The organism is Flavobacterium arsenatis (assembly GCF_031456785.1).
Lineage (GTDB): Bacteria > Bacteroidota > Bacteroidia > Flavobacteriales > Flavobacteriaceae > Flavobacterium > Flavobacterium arsenatis.
In genome coordinates this window covers 145,296-159,937 of the sequence record NZ_JAVDVI010000007.1, presented here as the reverse complement: position 1 = coordinate 159,937, position 14,642 = coordinate 145,296, and the positions used below count along the sequence as shown (strand labels likewise).

Sequence of the window (14,642 nt, the reverse complement as noted above, 5' to 3'; positions counted from 1 at the left end):
ACATTGAAAGACACCATCAAAAATATAAAAGATCTTCTTTCCGAAAACGAGGAATTAAAGAACAAGCTTTTCGAGGCCAATAGTATCATTGAAGCCATCCGAGAAGGCGAAGTGGATGCTCTTGTGGTTACCAAAGATGGCAAACCAAGGGTTTATTCCATAGAAAGTGCCGATTATACCTATAGAATATTAATTGAAAAATTTGGCGAAGGAGCCTTGAGTATTTCCGAAGACGGACTTATTTTATACTGCAACGATTATTTTTCAAAGCTTATAGATACTCCTTCCAATAAGATAACGGGGACTTTTTTTGATACTTATGTAGAAAGTCCGGATGAATTTGAGCTCTTGAAATCGGCTCTTGTAAACGGCCCAAGTAAGGGCGAAATTGTTTTAAAAGTAAACGGCAAAAAAGTACCCGTTTATGTTTCCCTGACCGACTTGCATCCAAATGTTCCTGCAATTGGGGTTGTCGTTACTGATTTGACCGAAAAAAGAAAACACGAGGAAGCACTGGTTCAATACCAGCAAAAACTGGAACTTAAAGTAAACGAGCTGAACCTCACCAATACTAATTTGGAACAATTCATTCACGTGATTTCCCACGATTTGAAAGAACCTATGCGAAAAATCATTAGCTATACTTCGCATCTAACGGATTCTAAATCAGATTTGTTTACAGATAGTGAATTGAACAATCTCAAAGTAATTAAATCTTCAGTCTTGCGACTCAATTCTCTTGTTGATGATTTGGTGAAATATGCCTTCATAGCAACAAAAGCCGAAGATTTTGATATTGATTTGGATGCGATTATTAAGGAAGTTCTCGACGATCTTGAGTTATTAATCAAAGAATATGATGCTGAAATTATTCTGGATACTTTGCCTAAAATTTCAGGTTCGAAGGTTCAGATGCGTCAACTGTTTTCGAATCTTATCTCCAATGCAATCAAGTACAGCAAGAAGGATGTAAAGCCCAAAATTGTCATCACTTCAGAAATTTTCACCACAACAGTCAATTTGCAGGAAAATGAATTTTATAAAATAACCGTGCAGGACAACGGGATTGGCATGGATAAGATGCACCTGGACAAGATATTCACTATGTTTTTAAGACTTCACATGCGAAACGAATATTCCGGGAACGGGATTGGCCTAGCCATTTGCAAAAAGATCATGGAAAACCATAACGGAAAAATTGAGGTTGAAAGTTCAAAAGAAGGTAGTATCTTTAAACTTTTTTTCCCTATAATCAAGCAATAGATGGCGCTACTAGAAAATTTACATATAATCATCGCTGAAGATGATATTGATGATGGAGAAATAATTGAACAAAGTTTTTTAAAACATCCTTCATTCAACAAAATAAGCATTGTGAAAAATGGGAAGGAACTGTTGGAGTTTTTAAAAACTGCTAATCATAAACCAGATGTCATTTTAACCGACATCAATATGCCAATTATAAATGGCATTGAAGCATTGGCTGAAATTTCTAATGATTTAGAATTGAACCATATAACAACTTTTGCCTATTCTACTTCCATCAACCCTATTTATGAATCAAAATGCTTGCAGTATGGTGTCAAGGGTTTCCTTATAAAACCTTTTGTCTTGGAAGAATTTGATGAAATTCCGCATAAAATCATAAACACAATCAACAGCTTATCTGAATAATTCTACTCAATAATCCACAACAAAACTGGTTTTTGGGTTTGCTGTAATTTAGCATCCAAAAATTCCATAAACGCATCTGAAACAGCAGGACAACCCCAACTTAACGGACTATAATCAGGAAAAATTTCCTGATTACTTACAGCGTTCCAGGAATGCAAGACCACAACTCTTTCCTGGGCATTTGAATTGCTGGATTCCAATCCGTGAAGCCAGTATTTCACCTTGATTCCCCACGAACTGTAATCCCTTTTCCCAATTTTAAATTTGCCTTTTGAGGAACAATGACTGTTATTTCTATTGCTGAATTTCACCTTTTCCCATTTGGTCAGATTGGTATCAAATTGGTCACAACTTCCATGCGTTGCGAGGTTTTGATTGCTGATTGTATTGGTTTTAAAATCATAAACAAAGAAACGATTCTTGCCCGAATGAATGCTCAAATCAACCAAAAAATAATAGTCTTCATTGAAATTTTGAGCTTTGCAATAGGCTTTTGCTTCATTATGAAATTTCAGATAATCCCTTTTTTCAACTGCTTCATCGGGTTTATCTGGTTTATCTGATTCATCTTGTTTATCACTGAATGAATTACAGCCTAAAAAAATCAAGCCAAAGAGAAGAATGGTCTTTTGAAACATTTCATAAAAGTATAAAGTTGGATAAAATATTTTTGCTTTCTGATATAACTATAATCGTGTTAAAAAAAGTATGACTAGCATCAAAAAAATTAAAATTATCACTTTCATCATCATTAAGAAACAACAAAATCCTATCTTTGCCGGCTTTTTAAAATTGAAAAATGACACAGAATAATATATTAAAGGGAGTGGTTTTGGTTGGTCTTGGTGCTACGAGCTATGGAATGCTGGCCACTTTTGTGAAAATGGCCTATGGCGAAGGCTTTACAACAGCCGAGGTAACCTCTTCTCAATTTTTTTTTGGTATAATCGGAATACTGATCATCAATGCTTTTCAAAGAAAAAGAAACAACAATACTGCAATAAAAGCTTCCCGCAAAAACATCACACAATTGATGGTTGCCGGAACCTCAACCGGATTGACAAGTATTTTTTATTATTTGGCAGTGAAGTTTGACATTCCAGTTTCCATCGCAATCGTCCTTTTGATGCAAACGGTTTGGATGGGAGTCTTGCTCGAAATGTTTTTGGAGAAAAAACTGCCTTCTTTAATCAAGGTTATAGCCGTGGTAATTGTCTTGGTTGGAACTGCACTTGCTACTAATTTAATCAATTCAGAAGCGACCCTAAATCCGTTAGGAATATTCTTTGGAATGTTGGCTGCCGCTTCTTTCACCACTACAATGTTTACTGCAAATAGTGTCGCAACCGAGATTTCTTCGGCTCAAAGAAGCTTGTATATGCTTTTGGGAGGAGGAATTGTAGTTTTGCTTTTTGCATTAATAACACAGATACTTCCCAACCAATCTGAAGCCATGTCCGACGTTTTAGGTGCATTTTCAACTGCTCAAGATTTCAATTATGCGATATTTTTAAAGTGGGGAATTGTCCTTTCGCTTTTCGGAACCATCATTCCGCCAATGCTTCTGAATGCTGGATTTCCTCATACAGGAATCGGTTTGGGAAGTATTGTTTCGTCACTGGAGCTTCCGGTTTCAGTACTGATGGCCTACTTCCTTTTGAACGAAAAAGTAGTTTTAGTTCAATGGATTGGAATAATCCTGATACTATTTGCAATCATAATTATGAATATCAAGTTTAAATCGAATAAAGTATAATTATTTTCGAATATAACTTTAAACCTTTGAACTGTTATAATTTAAATATATATTAGCCGTATTAAAGTTTAAAAAAAATGATTCTACCATTGCCTTGGCACCTGTATTTGATGGCACTGCTGTATATTATGGCGGGTTTGAATCATTTTAGGAAACCAAGGATGTACCTGAAAATAATTCCGCCCTATTTTCCAAAACCAGAATTATTAAATAAAATTTCTGGTTTTGCCGAAATACTTCTTGGTATTCTTTTATGTTTTCCGCTTTTTACTAAATTTGCAGTTGCTGGAATAATTGCCCTTTTGATTGCAGTTTTCCCAGCCAATTTATATATGTACCAAAACTCAAAAGCGGGTTTTGGACTACCGAAGTATATACTCCTTTTAAGGCTACCCCTCCAAGCACTTCTAATGATTTGGGCCTGTTTATATATATGCTTAGAATGAAAATTTTAAACCATTTATTACGTAAACACTTTTATCATGAAAAAATTATTAGCAGAATTTTTCGGGACTTTTTGGCTCGTTTTTGGAGGTTGCGGAAGTGCTATCTTTGCAGCTGGAATTCCAAATGTAGGAATTGGATTCGCTGGAGTTGCTCTAGCTTTCGGACTTACGGTTTTAACGATGGCTTATGCTGTCGGACACATTTCAGGCGGTCATTTTAATCCAGCCGTTTCCTTTGGACTCTGGGCTGGCGGAAGATTTCCTGCAAAGGATCTTGTTACTTATATTCTCGCACAAACTATTGGAGCAATAGTGGCAGGTTCCGCTTTGTATTTTATAGCTTCTGGAAACAGCGATTTCTTTATAGACAATACCCAAGCTGGAGCATTTGCTTCAAACGGATACGGTGCTTTTTCTCCAAATGGCTACTCTTTGGAAACTGCTTTTGCAACTGAATTTTTGCTGACCCTATTTTTCCTTTTGATTATTCTTGGAGCTACAGATAAATTTGCAAACGGAAAATTTGCAGGAGTGGCAATTGGTCTAGGGCTAACTTTAATACACCTGATAAGTATTCCTATTACAAATACATCGGTAAATCCAGCCAGATCTACTTCTCAAGCACTTATTGCAATGGGAGAACCATTGACACAACTTTGGATGTTTTGGACAGCACCTATTTTAGGAGCTATTGCTGCAGGATTTATCTATAAAACATTGTTGCAGAAAAAAGAAACAGCCTAATTCGCTCATTTCTATAAATAATAAAAGAGAAAAACTATAAATTCAACTTATGGTTTTTCTCTTTATTTTTGTTGGATGAACTCACTTTTTCCTCAAGATAAGATTATTTTCGATTTGCCCGATGCGGAAATCATTTATTATCCTTCGTTTTTTGATGCAGTTGAAACGGAAAATATCTTCAAAGAATTATTAGATACAATCCCGTGGCAACAGGATGAGATAAAGGTGTATGGAAAAACACACCTTCAACCTCGTTTAACAGCTTTGTTTGGGAATGATGGCAAATCCTACTCCTACTCGAATATCACCATGCAACCCTATCCTTGGAATATCTTACTCCAAAAAATAAAGTTCAAGATTGAAGAAGAAGTCGAGGCCAATTTCTCCACCGTTTTATTGAACCTTTATCGTGACGGAAAAGACAGCAACGGCTGGCATGCTGATGATGAAAAGGAATTAGGACAAAACCCCATCATTGCATCAGTAAGTTTTGGAGCCGAAAGATATTTCCATTTGAAACATAAACACATAAATAATTTAAAGCAAAAAATCCTTCTTGAAAGCGGAAGCCTTTTACTTATGAAAGGAACTACACAGCATTTTTGGTTACACCAGATTCTGAAAACCTCCAAACCTATTTCGCCTCGAATCAACCTCACTTTCCGTACAATCAAATAATGTTTTGCTTATATTTGATAAACTTTGTTTCAAATGGAAACCATTATCAACTATTTCTCCACAATTCCATCCTTACACCGAGGACTCATTCTTGCAGGTGGAATTGCATTTTTCTGGCTGTTGGAAAGCGTCAAACCATTGTTTGATTTTGATTATAAGAAATGGAACCATGCCGGAATCAACATCTTTTTTACCATCACCACCATCATTGTCAATTTTGTAATGGCTTTTATCTTATTGATGACAGCAGATTGGACCGTTCAAAATAAATTCGGAATCCTGCAATGGTTGCCTGAAATCAACATTTGGGTTTATACCATCATTGGATTACTTTTGCTTGATTTGATTGGAGCCTATCTAGCCCATCTGGTGCAGCATAAAACCAAATGGATGTGGCGTTTCCATCTCATTCACCATACCGATACTTGGATAGACACTACATCGGCAAACCGTCATCATCCGGGTGAAAGCGTCATCCGTTTTGTGTTTACCACGCTTGGTGTTTTGGTTGTTGGTAGTCCGATGTGGCTTGTTTTTCTATACCAATCTATGTCGGTGGTGTTTTCGCAATTCAACCATGCCAATATTTCTTTGCCTAAAAAACTGGATACTTTTATAAGTTATATTATCGTTTCCCCCGATATGCACAAAGTTCACCATCATTACATTTTGCCTTACACCGATTCCAATTATGGGAATATCTTCTCGATTTGGGACAGAATTTTCGGAACTTTCACCGTCTTACCCAACCATAAAATCATCTATGGAGTAGATACCCACATGGATCCAGAACAAAACAATAAGCTAAAAAACCTGTTGAAAATACCTTTTCAAAATCCTAAAAAACTTAATTAATAGAATTTTCATTAAAATATTTTCAGGCAGTCGATAAAGTGATTACTTTTTTTATTAATATTGAATAAGAATTTAACCCCTAAAAATTTATCTGAATTAATTTTCAAGTAATGAAGAAGAGTAAACGAATTGAATTAACCTGGGAACAAAACGAAAAGCTGATAACATTGGCTTTAGAAGAAAGAAATCCCTTTGAGATAATAAAGAAAGAATTTGGATTTGCCGAAAAAGAGGTGATCGAAATCATGAAGAAGAAGCTCACTGCCGATAAGTTCGAGCTATGGAAAAAGAAAGCCATGGCTAGCAAACCGAAACCAAAACCACCAAAAATAGACGACTTCGATGATGATTTAGATGGGAAATACTACATCAAAAACAAATTCGACTAAACCGACCAAGCTCCATTTTAGGGGCTTTTTTTATACCTAAAACTTAAACTATTTTAAATTTTTTAAATAAAAATATTAATATTATTTATTTTATATTAAATATTGTTTATTTTTGAATCAAATTAGTTTATAAATGAATCCAAAACTTCCCATCAATTGTCCGAGTTGCGAAAATGCACTTTCAGTTTCACAGCTCACTTGCAGTAATTGCCATACTTCGGTTTCGGGCAATTATGCCTTGCCTTTGTTACTTCAAATTCCAGAGGAAGAACAAAACTTTATCCTTCAATTTTTCCTATCCAGCGGAAGCCTCAAAGAAATGGCCGTTCAGATGGGAAAAAGTTATCCGACAGTGAGAAACAAACTCGACGACATCATCGAAAAAATCAACCAACTCAAAAACCAAAACAAATGAAAACACTGCTCTTTAATCCGTTTGAGAAATATGCGGAAAACAAATTATTACTGTTTGGAATATTCATTACCCTTGCCGGAAGCTATCTAGGCTATCTTTTCCAAGGAAGATTTGACGGCGTTATCGATTTGCATTTTGTTCCATCAACTACCCTTTTTGAACCTTTGGCAGACAACCTGATCAACATTTTTTCATTGTTTCTGTTGCTATTTTTGCTTGGAAAATACATCAATCCTAAAACGCGAGTAATTGACACCCTAACTCCTGTAATGATTGCAAGATTGCCATTTTACTTGTTGACTTTTTTTAATTATCAGAATTATATTTCAGGAATAACCGAAAAACTAATAGCTTCAATCGATTTGCAAAACACGCCAACCGATTTGAATATAGCCACTTCTGACTTAATTATTACGCTATTGTTTTCAGGAATTAGCATTTTGTTTCTCGTTTGGTTTGTCATCTTGCTTTTCAACGGTTTCAAGGTTGCCACCAATTCAAGGGGAATCAAAAACAACTTGCTATTTGCTGGAGCCATTATCCTGGCCGAAATACTTTCAAAAATCATTTTCACCTTCTTAAACTAAATCTTATGAAAAAAATTTTCTCAACCTTCTTTTTATTAGTTTCTATTGTCTGTTTTTCTCAAGACATAACCGGAAAATGGTTTGGTGCCATTGATGTTCAAGGAACAAAACTGAACTTTTCTTTCAATATTTCTAAAACAGGCGAAACCTATACCGCAACAATGGATATTGTGGAACAAAAAGTAGAAGGTATTCCAATAAATACGGTAACTTTTCAAAACCCGAACTTGAAAATGGGAATCGAAATGGCCGGAATAGAATACAACGGAACTTTGAATGCTTCAAACGAAATCGTCGGTAACTTTAACCAAGGAGGAATTGCTTATCCGTTAAATCTAAGCAAGACTAAAACCGAAACAAGAAAACCCCAAGAACCAACGGAATTCAATTATTATGTAGAAAATGTGACCTTTCAAAACAAGAAAGACAACATTTCTTTGGGCGGAACTTTGACTTTGCCAAGCAAGGACGGTAAGTTCCCAGTAGTGGTGCTCATCAGCGGAAGCGGTGCCCAAAACCGAGATTCAGAGCTTCTCGGACACAAGCCTTTTCTGGTAATTGCCGATTATCTGACCAAAAGAGGAATCGGAGTCCTTCGCTTTGACGACCGTGGTGTTGGGGAATCAAAAGGCGACAGGAACATTGCCACTACAAAAGATTTTGCCACAGATGTTATGGCAGCAGTTGAATATTTGAAAACCCGAAAAGAAATCAATACCAAAAAAATAGGCTTAATTGGCCATAGCGAAGGCGGAATTATCGCTCCGATGGTTGCTGCAAATTCCAAAGACATCAGCTATATCGTATTGTTGGCCGGAACGGGGATTCCTGGCGACGAACTTTTAATGCAGCAGACATATTTAGTAGGCAAATCAACAGGAATGAGTGAGGAAGAACTACAAGAAACAAGCGTTACCAATTCAAAAGTCTACAACATTCTTAAAACCGAAAAGAATCTGGATGCAGCAAAAAAACAACTGGCTGCCGTACTTCAAGCAGAATTCGACGATCTTCCCTCGGATCAAAAACCTTCCCAAAACGAAATTGATGCGGTAGTGGCACAACAACTTGCCGTGATTGCATCGCCTTGGTTTCAGTATTTTATTACCTACAATCCTTCGCTGATTTTGAAAGACGTGAAATGTCCTGTTTTGGTGCTGAATGGCGAAAAAGATGTTCAAGTTCCATCAAAAGTAAATACCCAAGCCATAAAAAATGCACTGGAAAAAGGAGGCAACAAAAAAGTTACCGTAGTAGAATTTCCAAATATGAACCATCTTTTCCAAGAATGCGTAACTTGTTCGGTTGACGAATATGAAAAAATCGAGCAGACTTTTTCTCCAATCGCTTTAAAACAAATTGGAGATTGGATTGCGGTTCAGGTGAAATAATAAGATGCTAGAACAAGCTTTCTTCTCAACAAGTGTTATTTTTATAAACGAAAATCCCTTTCAATCGAAAGGGATTTTGTCTTACTACTTAATTCTACTATCTTAATACTATTTACTCAAATACATTTTTCTTCTAGAATACAACTCATAGAACTGGTCGTCCTTCAAGTCGTCGATAAACAAGATGCTTTCTCCTGTTGATTTCATTTCTGGTCCTAATGCTTTGTTTACTCCTGCAAATTTACTGAAAGAGAAAACCGGTTGCTTGATGGCATATCCTTTCAATTGTGGGTTGAAGTTGAAGTCGGTTACTTTGTTTTCCCCTAACATCACTTTTGTAGCATAGTTTACGTAAGGTTCTCCGTATGCTTTCGCGATGAACGGAACGGTTCTTGATGCTCTTGGGTTGGCTTCTATGATGTAGACCGTATCGTCTTTTATGGCAAACTGGATGTTGATCAAACCAACAGTTCTTAAAGCTAAAGCAATTTTCTTCGTATGATCTTTAATCTGCTGCATCACAAATTCTCCCAAGTTGAAAGGTGGCAATGTGGCATTACTATCTCCAGAATGCACCCCACAAGGCTCGATGTGCTCCATGATTCCGATGATGTATACGTTTTCGCCATCACAAATTGCATCGGCTTCCGCTTCGATAGCACCATCCAAATAATGATCGAGCAATAATTTATTTCCTGGAATTGATTTCAACAAATCAATTACGTGTTCTTCTAATTCTTGTTTGTTGATGACAATCTTCATTCCTTGTCCACCCAAAACATACGAAGGACGAACCAACAACGGGAAGTCTAAAGTATCAGCTAAAACTGAAGCTTCGTCTGCACTTTCGGCTATTCCGAATTTAGGGAAAGGTATATTCAATTCGGTCAACAATTCAGAGAAACGACCTCTGTCCTCGGCTAAATCCAAAGCATCGAAGCTAGTTCCTAGAATCTTGATGCCGTATTTTGAAAGCTTTTCAGCCAATTTCAAGGCGGTTTGTCCACCTAACTGCACGATTACGCCTTCTGGTTTTTCGTGGCGGATGATATCGTAGATATGTTCCCAGAAAACAGGCTCGAAGTATAATTTATCAGCCGTATCAAAATCAGTAGAAACTGTTTCGGGGTTACAGTTAATCATGATGGTTTCGTAGCCACATTCTTTTGCCGCCAAAACACCGTGAACACAAGAGTAATCAAACTCAATCCCCTGCCCGATTCTGTTTGGTCCAGAACCTAGAACGACTACTTTCTTTTTATCGGTTACGATACTTTCATTGTGAACGTATTTCTTACCGTCGGCAGTTTCAATTTCAGCTTCAAAAGTGGAATAATAATAAGGTGTTTGTGCTTTGAATTCTGCTGCACAAGTATCCACCAATTTATAGACACGCTTGATGTCCATGTCCTCACGCAACTTATACACTTGACTTTCCAAACAACCCAACATGTGTGCGATTTGCCGGTCGCCATATCCTTTTTGCTTTGCCTCAAGTACCAATTCCTTTGGCAAAGTATCTATTTTGTAGCTGGAAATTTCTTTTTCCAAAGCATATAATTCTTCGTATTGTTTCAAGAACCACATGTCAATCTTGGTGATTTCGTGGATCCTACTCAACGGAATTCCCATTTGAATCGCATCATAAATCACGAAAACACGGTCCCAACTTGCATAGGTCAGTTTTTCGATGATTTGCTCGTAATTTTTATAACCTTTTCCGTCAGCACCTAGTCCGTTTCTTTTGATTTCCAAAGATTGGGTAGCTTTGTGCAAAGCTTCTTGGAACGAACGTCCGATTCCCATTACCTCTCCAACGGATTTCATTTGAAGTCCTAAAGTTCTGTCGGCTCCTTCAAATTTATCGAAATTCCAACGAGGGATTTTCACGATAACATAATCCAAAGTTGGTTCAAAAAGTGCTGAAGTCGATTTTGTAATTTGATTTTGAAGTTCATCCAAATGATAACCCAAAGCCAATTTGGATGCAATTTTCGCAATCGGATAACCTGTAGCTTTTGATGCTAAAGCAGATGAACGAGATACACGAGGGTTGATTTCAATTGCTACAATGTCTTCTTTTTCGTCAGGCGAAACGGCAAATTGCACGTTACAACCTCCTGCGAAGTTTCCGATGCTTCTCATCATCAAGATTGCCATGTCACGCATCTTTTGAAACGTCGTGTCGGAAAGCGTCATTGCTGGAGCAACCGTGATGGAATCTCCAGTGTGGATTCCCATCGGGTCCATATTTTCAATCGAACAGATAATGACAACATTATCGTTCTGATCCCTTAAAAGTTCCAATTCATATTCTTTCCAACCTAATAAAGCCTTATCAATCAAGACTTCGTGAATTGGCGACATTTCTAAACCATAAGTTAGTTTTTCGTCAAATTCTTCTTTAGAATGAACAAAAGCAGCTCCAGTTCCGCCCAAAGTAAAAGAAGGACGGATTACCAACGGAAAACCAAACTCTTGGGCGATTTCTTTTCCTTTTAGGAAAGAAGTGGCCGTTTTTGCTGGTGCTGTTGGCACATTGATTCTTTCAAGCAATTGTTTGAACTGTTCTCTGTCTTCGGTAATATTGATGGCATTGATATCCACACCAATTAATCTCACGCCAAAATCTTCCCAGATTCCTTTTTCATCCGCTTCAAGACACAGGTTCAAGGCCGTTTGTCCACCCATTGTTGGCAAAACAGCATCAATTTGTGGATGTTCTTTTAAGATTTCGATGATTGATTTCGTCGTCAATGGCTTCAGATACACGTGATCTGCCATTGATGGATCGGTCATGATCGTTGCAGGATTCGAATTAATCAGAATTACTTCGATCCCTTCTTCCCTGATGGAACGAGCAGATTGAGAACCTGCATAATCAAATTCACAGGCCTGACCAATAACAATTGGACCTGATCCTATAATTAAAACCGATTTGATGGAGTTGTCTTTTGGCATGTTGCTTTTTGTTTAAGGTTTAAAGTTTCAAGTTGTGGGGTAAAACTTTAAAAAGTAGTTAGGTTTTATTCTTAAATTATCGCTGTCTGTGGTAACGTTAAACGTTAAACTTCAAACAAATAACTTTATTTAATGAAAAGGTATAAAAAAAGGCGGTACTAAAATAAGTAACGCCTTTATTTATTTTTCAATAAACATTATTTTTTGTGTCTTGGTTCGCAAGATACAGTCAGTTTATGTCTTCCTTTAGCTCTTCTACGAGCTAGAACTTTTCTTCCGTTCGGAGATTCCATTCTGTCCATAAATCCGTGTTTATTTCTTCTTTTTCTTTTCGATGGTTGAAATGTCCTTTTGCTCATTGCTTTGTATCTTTAAAAATCGTGATTTAATTTCTATGTAATTGTTTCTGAGATAATGTTCCCTAAAAACCGAGTGCAAATATACAAAGGTTTTTTTTTCTGACAAGTAGTTTTATAAAAATATTTTTAATTGATTTTATTACCTTTGCAAACTCATATAAAAAACTAATTATGTTTCACAAAAATATTAAACTCATTTTAGCCGGACTTATTATTGCTACTGGTATTTGGCAATTTACAGAAAGTAATATCGGGAATGGAATTTTCCTTTTGTTATTGTCTTTAATTTTCATTTTTCTATACTTTAAAAATGAGTTTATCCTTTTGGCTTTCCTAAAATTAAGAAAACAAGATTTTCCAGGTGCTCAAAAATGGCTGGCCTATATCAAAAATCCTGAAGCTTCATTGGTTAGAAAACAACAAGGCTACTTTCAATACCTTCACGGATTGATGCTTTCGCAAACCAATATCATGCAAGCGGAAAAGCATTTTAAGAAAGCTTTGGAACTTGGTTTATCAATGGATACCGATAAAGCGATTGCAAAATTAAACCTTGCTGGTGTAGCGATGACGAGAAGAAGAAAATTGGAAGCAACTAATCTTTTGAACGAAGCTAAAAAATTAGACAAGCAAGGACTGTTGAAAGACCAAATCAAGATGATGAAGGAACAGATGAAGAAAATCTAGTGTTTAGTGTTCAGTCGCAGTTTTCAGTTAAAAAAGAAAGCTTTCAGTTTCCTGAAAGCTTTTCTTTTTAATATCCACTCAATGGAATTTCAATCTCGTATTTCTTTTTAGAAGCATTTGTTAATTTTTTATCCCTCAACCACGGATTGTGAATCTTCAAAATCTTATAGTTGATGCCTTGTTCTTTTGCGAAAGCCGCCAGATCCGTCACGGAAGAATCAACAACCACTTTCTTGGTTGGAATTCCTTGATACAATTCTTCTGGAGCTACATTAAAATCATAAAGTGATGGATTTTTCATAATTTCCTTCAAAGCCAGAATCCTGAACACATAACGATGCGTTTCATCGGTCAGCAATAAATCATAATAATTAGAAACGCCTTGGCTTGTTATTTGCTTGTTCACGCCAGCCAAACCACCATTATACGATGCCGCAGCCAATGTCCATGTGCCTAATCTAGATTTTGCATCCAGCAAATAACGGCAAGCCGCTTCGGTGGATTTTTCCAAATGATAGCGTTCGTCCACTTCATCGTTTACTTCCATTCCTCTTTCTTTTGCTGTGGCAGGCATGAATTGCCAGAAACCTTTTGCTCCAGCAGAAGACGTTGCATTCATCAGGGCACTTTCGGCTACAGCCAAGTATTTAAAATCGTCTGGAACGCCGTGTTTTTGCAAAATGGGTTCTATAATTGGGAAAAATCTATTGGCTCTTTTTATAATCAAAAGTGTGGATGCATGAAGATTAGAATTTACCAACAATTCCCTATCAAATCTTTCTAAGACGTCCGACACTTCTAGAGGTGTAGTTTCGCCAGCAAAATCTACGCTTGCCGGAAAATATCTTTTAGTAGTTTTAGTAGTTTCCACGTTTTTGATTTCTCCCGAAACCGCGTGAATCAAAGCGCCACTTGTTATTACAATTGCCGCTATTATTCCTGTTCTTTTTATCCAGTTCATTTTCTTTTCGTTTTTATTGTTATTTGTAAATCTATCTAATTCTATTTGCTATTCCAAAATTATTTTGGGTAAATTTTCGTTGAGCCATTTGAATTTGCTCAAGATCATAATGTGAGTGCCTCCTTTAATAGTTATGCAGTTTTGTATGTTTTTTATCGGAAAAACTTCGTCCATATCTCCATGAATGTGAACCACTTTTGTGTCAATTTCTGTTCTTTCCCACATAATCATTTGCTCGATTGCCCAATCCAGATAGACTTTTTCCCGCATCGATAAATATTTTTCATACAACTTCAATCGTTGCTGGATGGCAGTTCCAAAAGAAAACTTCGACAAAACCTCAACATTTTTCATCAAACCCGTTGGAACAAGTTTGTAGGCCTTCGTTGATTTTGCAAATTTCATCCTCAAAGGAACTTCCACATTGCACTTCACACTGGAAATGATGATCACTTTCCTTAACTTCAGAAATTGTGCCATTTCCTGAACCAAGACACCTCCAAACGAAACACCAACCAAAACTGCATTTTCGTGCGTTACAAGCGAAGCCATTCTTTTGGCATATTCCTTTAAAGTTTCGTTCGGAATTGGCATTTCCCAATCCAGCAAATGCATTTCGAAGGTGTCTTCCGGCAATTCTATTCGTTCGAAAATCAAGGAACTTGCAGCAAGTCCGGGCATAAAATAAACGTGAATCTTTTGCATCAAAATTGTTTTAACGGTATGATAACAGCAACCT

General features: G+C 36.7%; 17 protein-coding genes. 12 read left to right on the top strand and 5 right to left on the bottom strand.

Annotation, left to right across the window (positions count from 1 at the left end; genetic code table 11):
• The first annotated feature begins 3 nt into the window (after positions 1-3).
• Together J2X31_RS09755 and J2X31_RS09750 are read left to right on the top strand one after the other, a co-directional pair.
• The gene (locus J2X31_RS09755) at positions 4-1,263 is read left to right on the top strand and encodes a PAS domain-containing sensor histidine kinase (RefSeq protein WP_310026374.1); all 1,260 of its coding nucleotides are present in this window, start codon (positions 4-6) and stop codon (positions 1,261-1,263) included.
• Positions 1,264-1,674, top strand: coding sequence for a response regulator (locus J2X31_RS09750; protein WP_310026373.1), 411 nt, complete (start codon positions 1,264-1,266; stop codon positions 1,672-1,674). It abuts the gene before it with no gap.
• Between the two features lie 2 nt (positions 1,675-1,676).
• On the opposite strand, the gene J2X31_RS09745 is transcribed toward J2X31_RS09750, so the two are convergent.
• Positions 1,677-2,312, bottom strand: coding sequence for a murein L,D-transpeptidase catalytic domain-containing protein (locus J2X31_RS09745; protein WP_310026372.1), 636 nt, complete (start codon positions 2,310-2,312; stop codon positions 1,677-1,679).
• Positions 2,313-2,473: 161 nt separating this feature from the next.
• Between J2X31_RS09745 and J2X31_RS09740 the strand changes: the two genes are divergently transcribed.
• The 9 genes from J2X31_RS09740 to J2X31_RS09700 all read left to right on the top strand — a co-directional run bounded on the left by J2X31_RS09740 (position 2,474) and on the right by J2X31_RS09700 (position 8,935).
• Positions 2,474-3,430, top strand: a complete 957-nt coding sequence (locus J2X31_RS09740; RefSeq protein WP_310026370.1) for an EamA family transporter — start codon at positions 2,474-2,476, stop codon at positions 3,428-3,430.
• 77 nt (positions 3,431-3,507) lie between these two features.
• Positions 3,508-3,876, top strand: a complete 369-nt coding sequence (locus tag J2X31_RS09735; RefSeq protein ID WP_310026369.1) for a DoxX family protein — start codon at positions 3,508-3,510, stop codon at positions 3,874-3,876.
• Positions 3,877-3,912: 36 nt separating this feature from the next.
• The gene (aqpZ, locus tag J2X31_RS09730) at positions 3,913-4,620 is read left to right on the top strand and encodes an aquaporin Z (protein ID WP_310026368.1); all 708 of its coding nucleotides are present in this window, start codon (positions 3,913-3,915) and stop codon (positions 4,618-4,620) included.
• 75 nt (positions 4,621-4,695) lie between these two features.
• Positions 4,696-5,298 carry an alpha-ketoglutarate-dependent dioxygenase AlkB family protein gene (locus tag J2X31_RS09725; protein WP_310026367.1) on the top strand — a complete coding sequence of 201 codons (603 nt, stop codon included), beginning with the start codon at positions 4,696-4,698 and terminating at the stop codon, positions 5,296-5,298.
• A 33-nt stretch (positions 5,299-5,331) separates the two neighbouring features.
• Positions 5,332-6,153: a sterol desaturase family protein gene (locus tag J2X31_RS09720; protein ID WP_310026366.1), complete on the top strand. Its 822-nt coding sequence runs from the start codon at positions 5,332-5,334 to the stop codon at positions 6,151-6,153.
• Positions 6,154-6,263: 110 nt separating this feature from the next.
• Positions 6,264-6,542: a DUF2805 domain-containing protein gene (locus J2X31_RS09715; RefSeq protein WP_310026364.1), complete on the top strand. Its 279-nt coding sequence runs from the start codon at positions 6,264-6,266 to the stop codon at positions 6,540-6,542.
• Positions 6,543-6,675: 133 nt separating this feature from the next.
• Complete coding sequence (locus J2X31_RS09710; RefSeq protein ID WP_310026362.1) at positions 6,676-6,957, top strand: DUF2089 family protein; 282 nt, start codon at positions 6,676-6,678, stop codon at positions 6,955-6,957.
• Positions 6,954-7,544 carry a hypothetical protein gene (locus J2X31_RS09705; RefSeq protein ID WP_310026361.1) on the top strand — a complete coding sequence of 197 codons (591 nt, stop codon included), beginning with the start codon at positions 6,954-6,956 and terminating at the stop codon, positions 7,542-7,544. The genes J2X31_RS09710 and J2X31_RS09705 overlap by 4 nt, the downstream gene beginning before the upstream one ends.
• 5 nt (positions 7,545-7,549) lie before the next feature.
• Positions 7,550-8,935, top strand: coding sequence for an alpha/beta hydrolase family protein (locus tag J2X31_RS09700; RefSeq protein ID WP_310026360.1), 1,386 nt, complete (start codon positions 7,550-7,552; stop codon positions 8,933-8,935).
• Between the two features lie 108 nt (positions 8,936-9,043).
• On the opposite strand, the gene carB is transcribed toward J2X31_RS09700, so the two are convergent.
• A complete protein-coding gene (gene carB, locus J2X31_RS09695) occupies positions 9,044-11,896 on the bottom strand; it encodes a carbamoyl-phosphate synthase large subunit (protein WP_310026358.1) in 2,853 nt (950 codons plus the stop codon).
• A gap of 197 nt (positions 11,897-12,093) precedes the next feature.
• Entirely contained in the window at positions 12,094-12,255 is a 162-nt protein-coding gene (gene rpmH, locus J2X31_RS09690; protein WP_026978255.1) for a 50S ribosomal protein L34, read from the bottom strand.
• Positions 12,256-12,426: 171 nt separating this feature from the next.
• Here rpmH and J2X31_RS09685 point away from each other — a divergent pair, with 171 nt between their 5' ends.
• Positions 12,427-12,942 carry a DUF2892 domain-containing protein gene (locus J2X31_RS09685; protein WP_310026356.1) on the top strand — a complete coding sequence of 172 codons (516 nt, stop codon included), beginning with the start codon at positions 12,427-12,429 and terminating at the stop codon, positions 12,940-12,942.
• 67 nt (positions 12,943-13,009) lie between these two features.
• Here J2X31_RS09685 and J2X31_RS09680 read toward each other — a convergent pair whose 3' ends face one another.
• Both J2X31_RS09680 and J2X31_RS09675 read right to left on the bottom strand, forming a co-directional pair.
• Positions 13,010-13,903 (bottom strand): lytic transglycosylase domain-containing protein, encoded by an 894-nt coding sequence (locus J2X31_RS09680; protein WP_310026355.1) that lies wholly within the window; start codon positions 13,901-13,903, stop codon positions 13,010-13,012.
• Between the two features lie 48 nt (positions 13,904-13,951).
• Complete coding sequence (locus tag J2X31_RS09675; protein WP_310026353.1) at positions 13,952-14,608, bottom strand: alpha/beta hydrolase; 657 nt, start codon at positions 14,606-14,608, stop codon at positions 13,952-13,954.
• Positions 14,609-14,642 lie beyond the last annotated feature (34 nt).

Bases quoted from the DNA above. Each gene is read 5' to 3' on its own strand.
- J2X31_RS09745 (WP_310026372.1), bottom strand. From the start codon at position 2,312: ATGTTTCAAAAGACCATTCTTCTCTTTGGCTTGATTTTTTTAGGCTGT.
- J2X31_RS09675 (WP_310026353.1), bottom strand. From the start codon at position 14,608: ATGCAAAAGATTCACGTTTATTTTATGCCCGGACTTGCTGCAAGTTCC.
- rpmH (WP_026978255.1), bottom strand. From the start codon at position 12,255: ATGAGCAAAAGGACATTTCAACCATCGAAAAGAAAAAGAAGAAATAAA.
- J2X31_RS09700 (WP_310026360.1), top strand. From the start codon at position 7,550: ATGAAAAAAATTTTCTCAACCTTCTTTTTATTAGTTTCTATTGTCTGT.
- J2X31_RS09680 (WP_310026355.1), bottom strand. From the start codon at position 13,903: ATGAACTGGATAAAAAGAACAGGAATAATAGCGGCAATTGTAATAACA.
- J2X31_RS09715 (WP_310026364.1), top strand. From the start codon at position 6,264: ATGAAGAAGAGTAAACGAATTGAATTAACCTGGGAACAAAACGAAAAG.
- J2X31_RS09720 (WP_310026366.1), top strand. From the start codon at position 5,332: ATGGAAACCATTATCAACTATTTCTCCACAATTCCATCCTTACACCGA.
- J2X31_RS09685 (WP_310026356.1), top strand. From the start codon at position 12,427: ATGTTTCACAAAAATATTAAACTCATTTTAGCCGGACTTATTATTGCT.
- J2X31_RS09705 (WP_310026361.1), top strand. From the start codon at position 6,954: ATGAAAACACTGCTCTTTAATCCGTTTGAGAAATATGCGGAAAACAAA.
- J2X31_RS09740 (WP_310026370.1), top strand. From the start codon at position 2,474: ATGACACAGAATAATATATTAAAGGGAGTGGTTTTGGTTGGTCTTGGT.
- J2X31_RS09725 (WP_310026367.1), top strand. From the start codon at position 4,696: ATGAACTCACTTTTTCCTCAAGATAAGATTATTTTCGATTTGCCCGAT.
- J2X31_RS09710 (WP_310026362.1), top strand. From the start codon at position 6,676: ATGAATCCAAAACTTCCCATCAATTGTCCGAGTTGCGAAAATGCACTT.
- J2X31_RS09735 (WP_310026369.1), top strand. From the start codon at position 3,508: ATGATTCTACCATTGCCTTGGCACCTGTATTTGATGGCACTGCTGTAT.
- carB (WP_310026358.1), bottom strand. From the start codon at position 11,896: ATGCCAAAAGACAACTCCATCAAATCGGTTTTAATTATAGGATCAGGT.
- aqpZ (WP_310026368.1), top strand. From the start codon at position 3,913: ATGAAAAAATTATTAGCAGAATTTTTCGGGACTTTTTGGCTCGTTTTT.
- J2X31_RS09750 (WP_310026373.1), top strand. From the start codon at position 1,264: ATGGCGCTACTAGAAAATTTACATATAATCATCGCTGAAGATGATATT.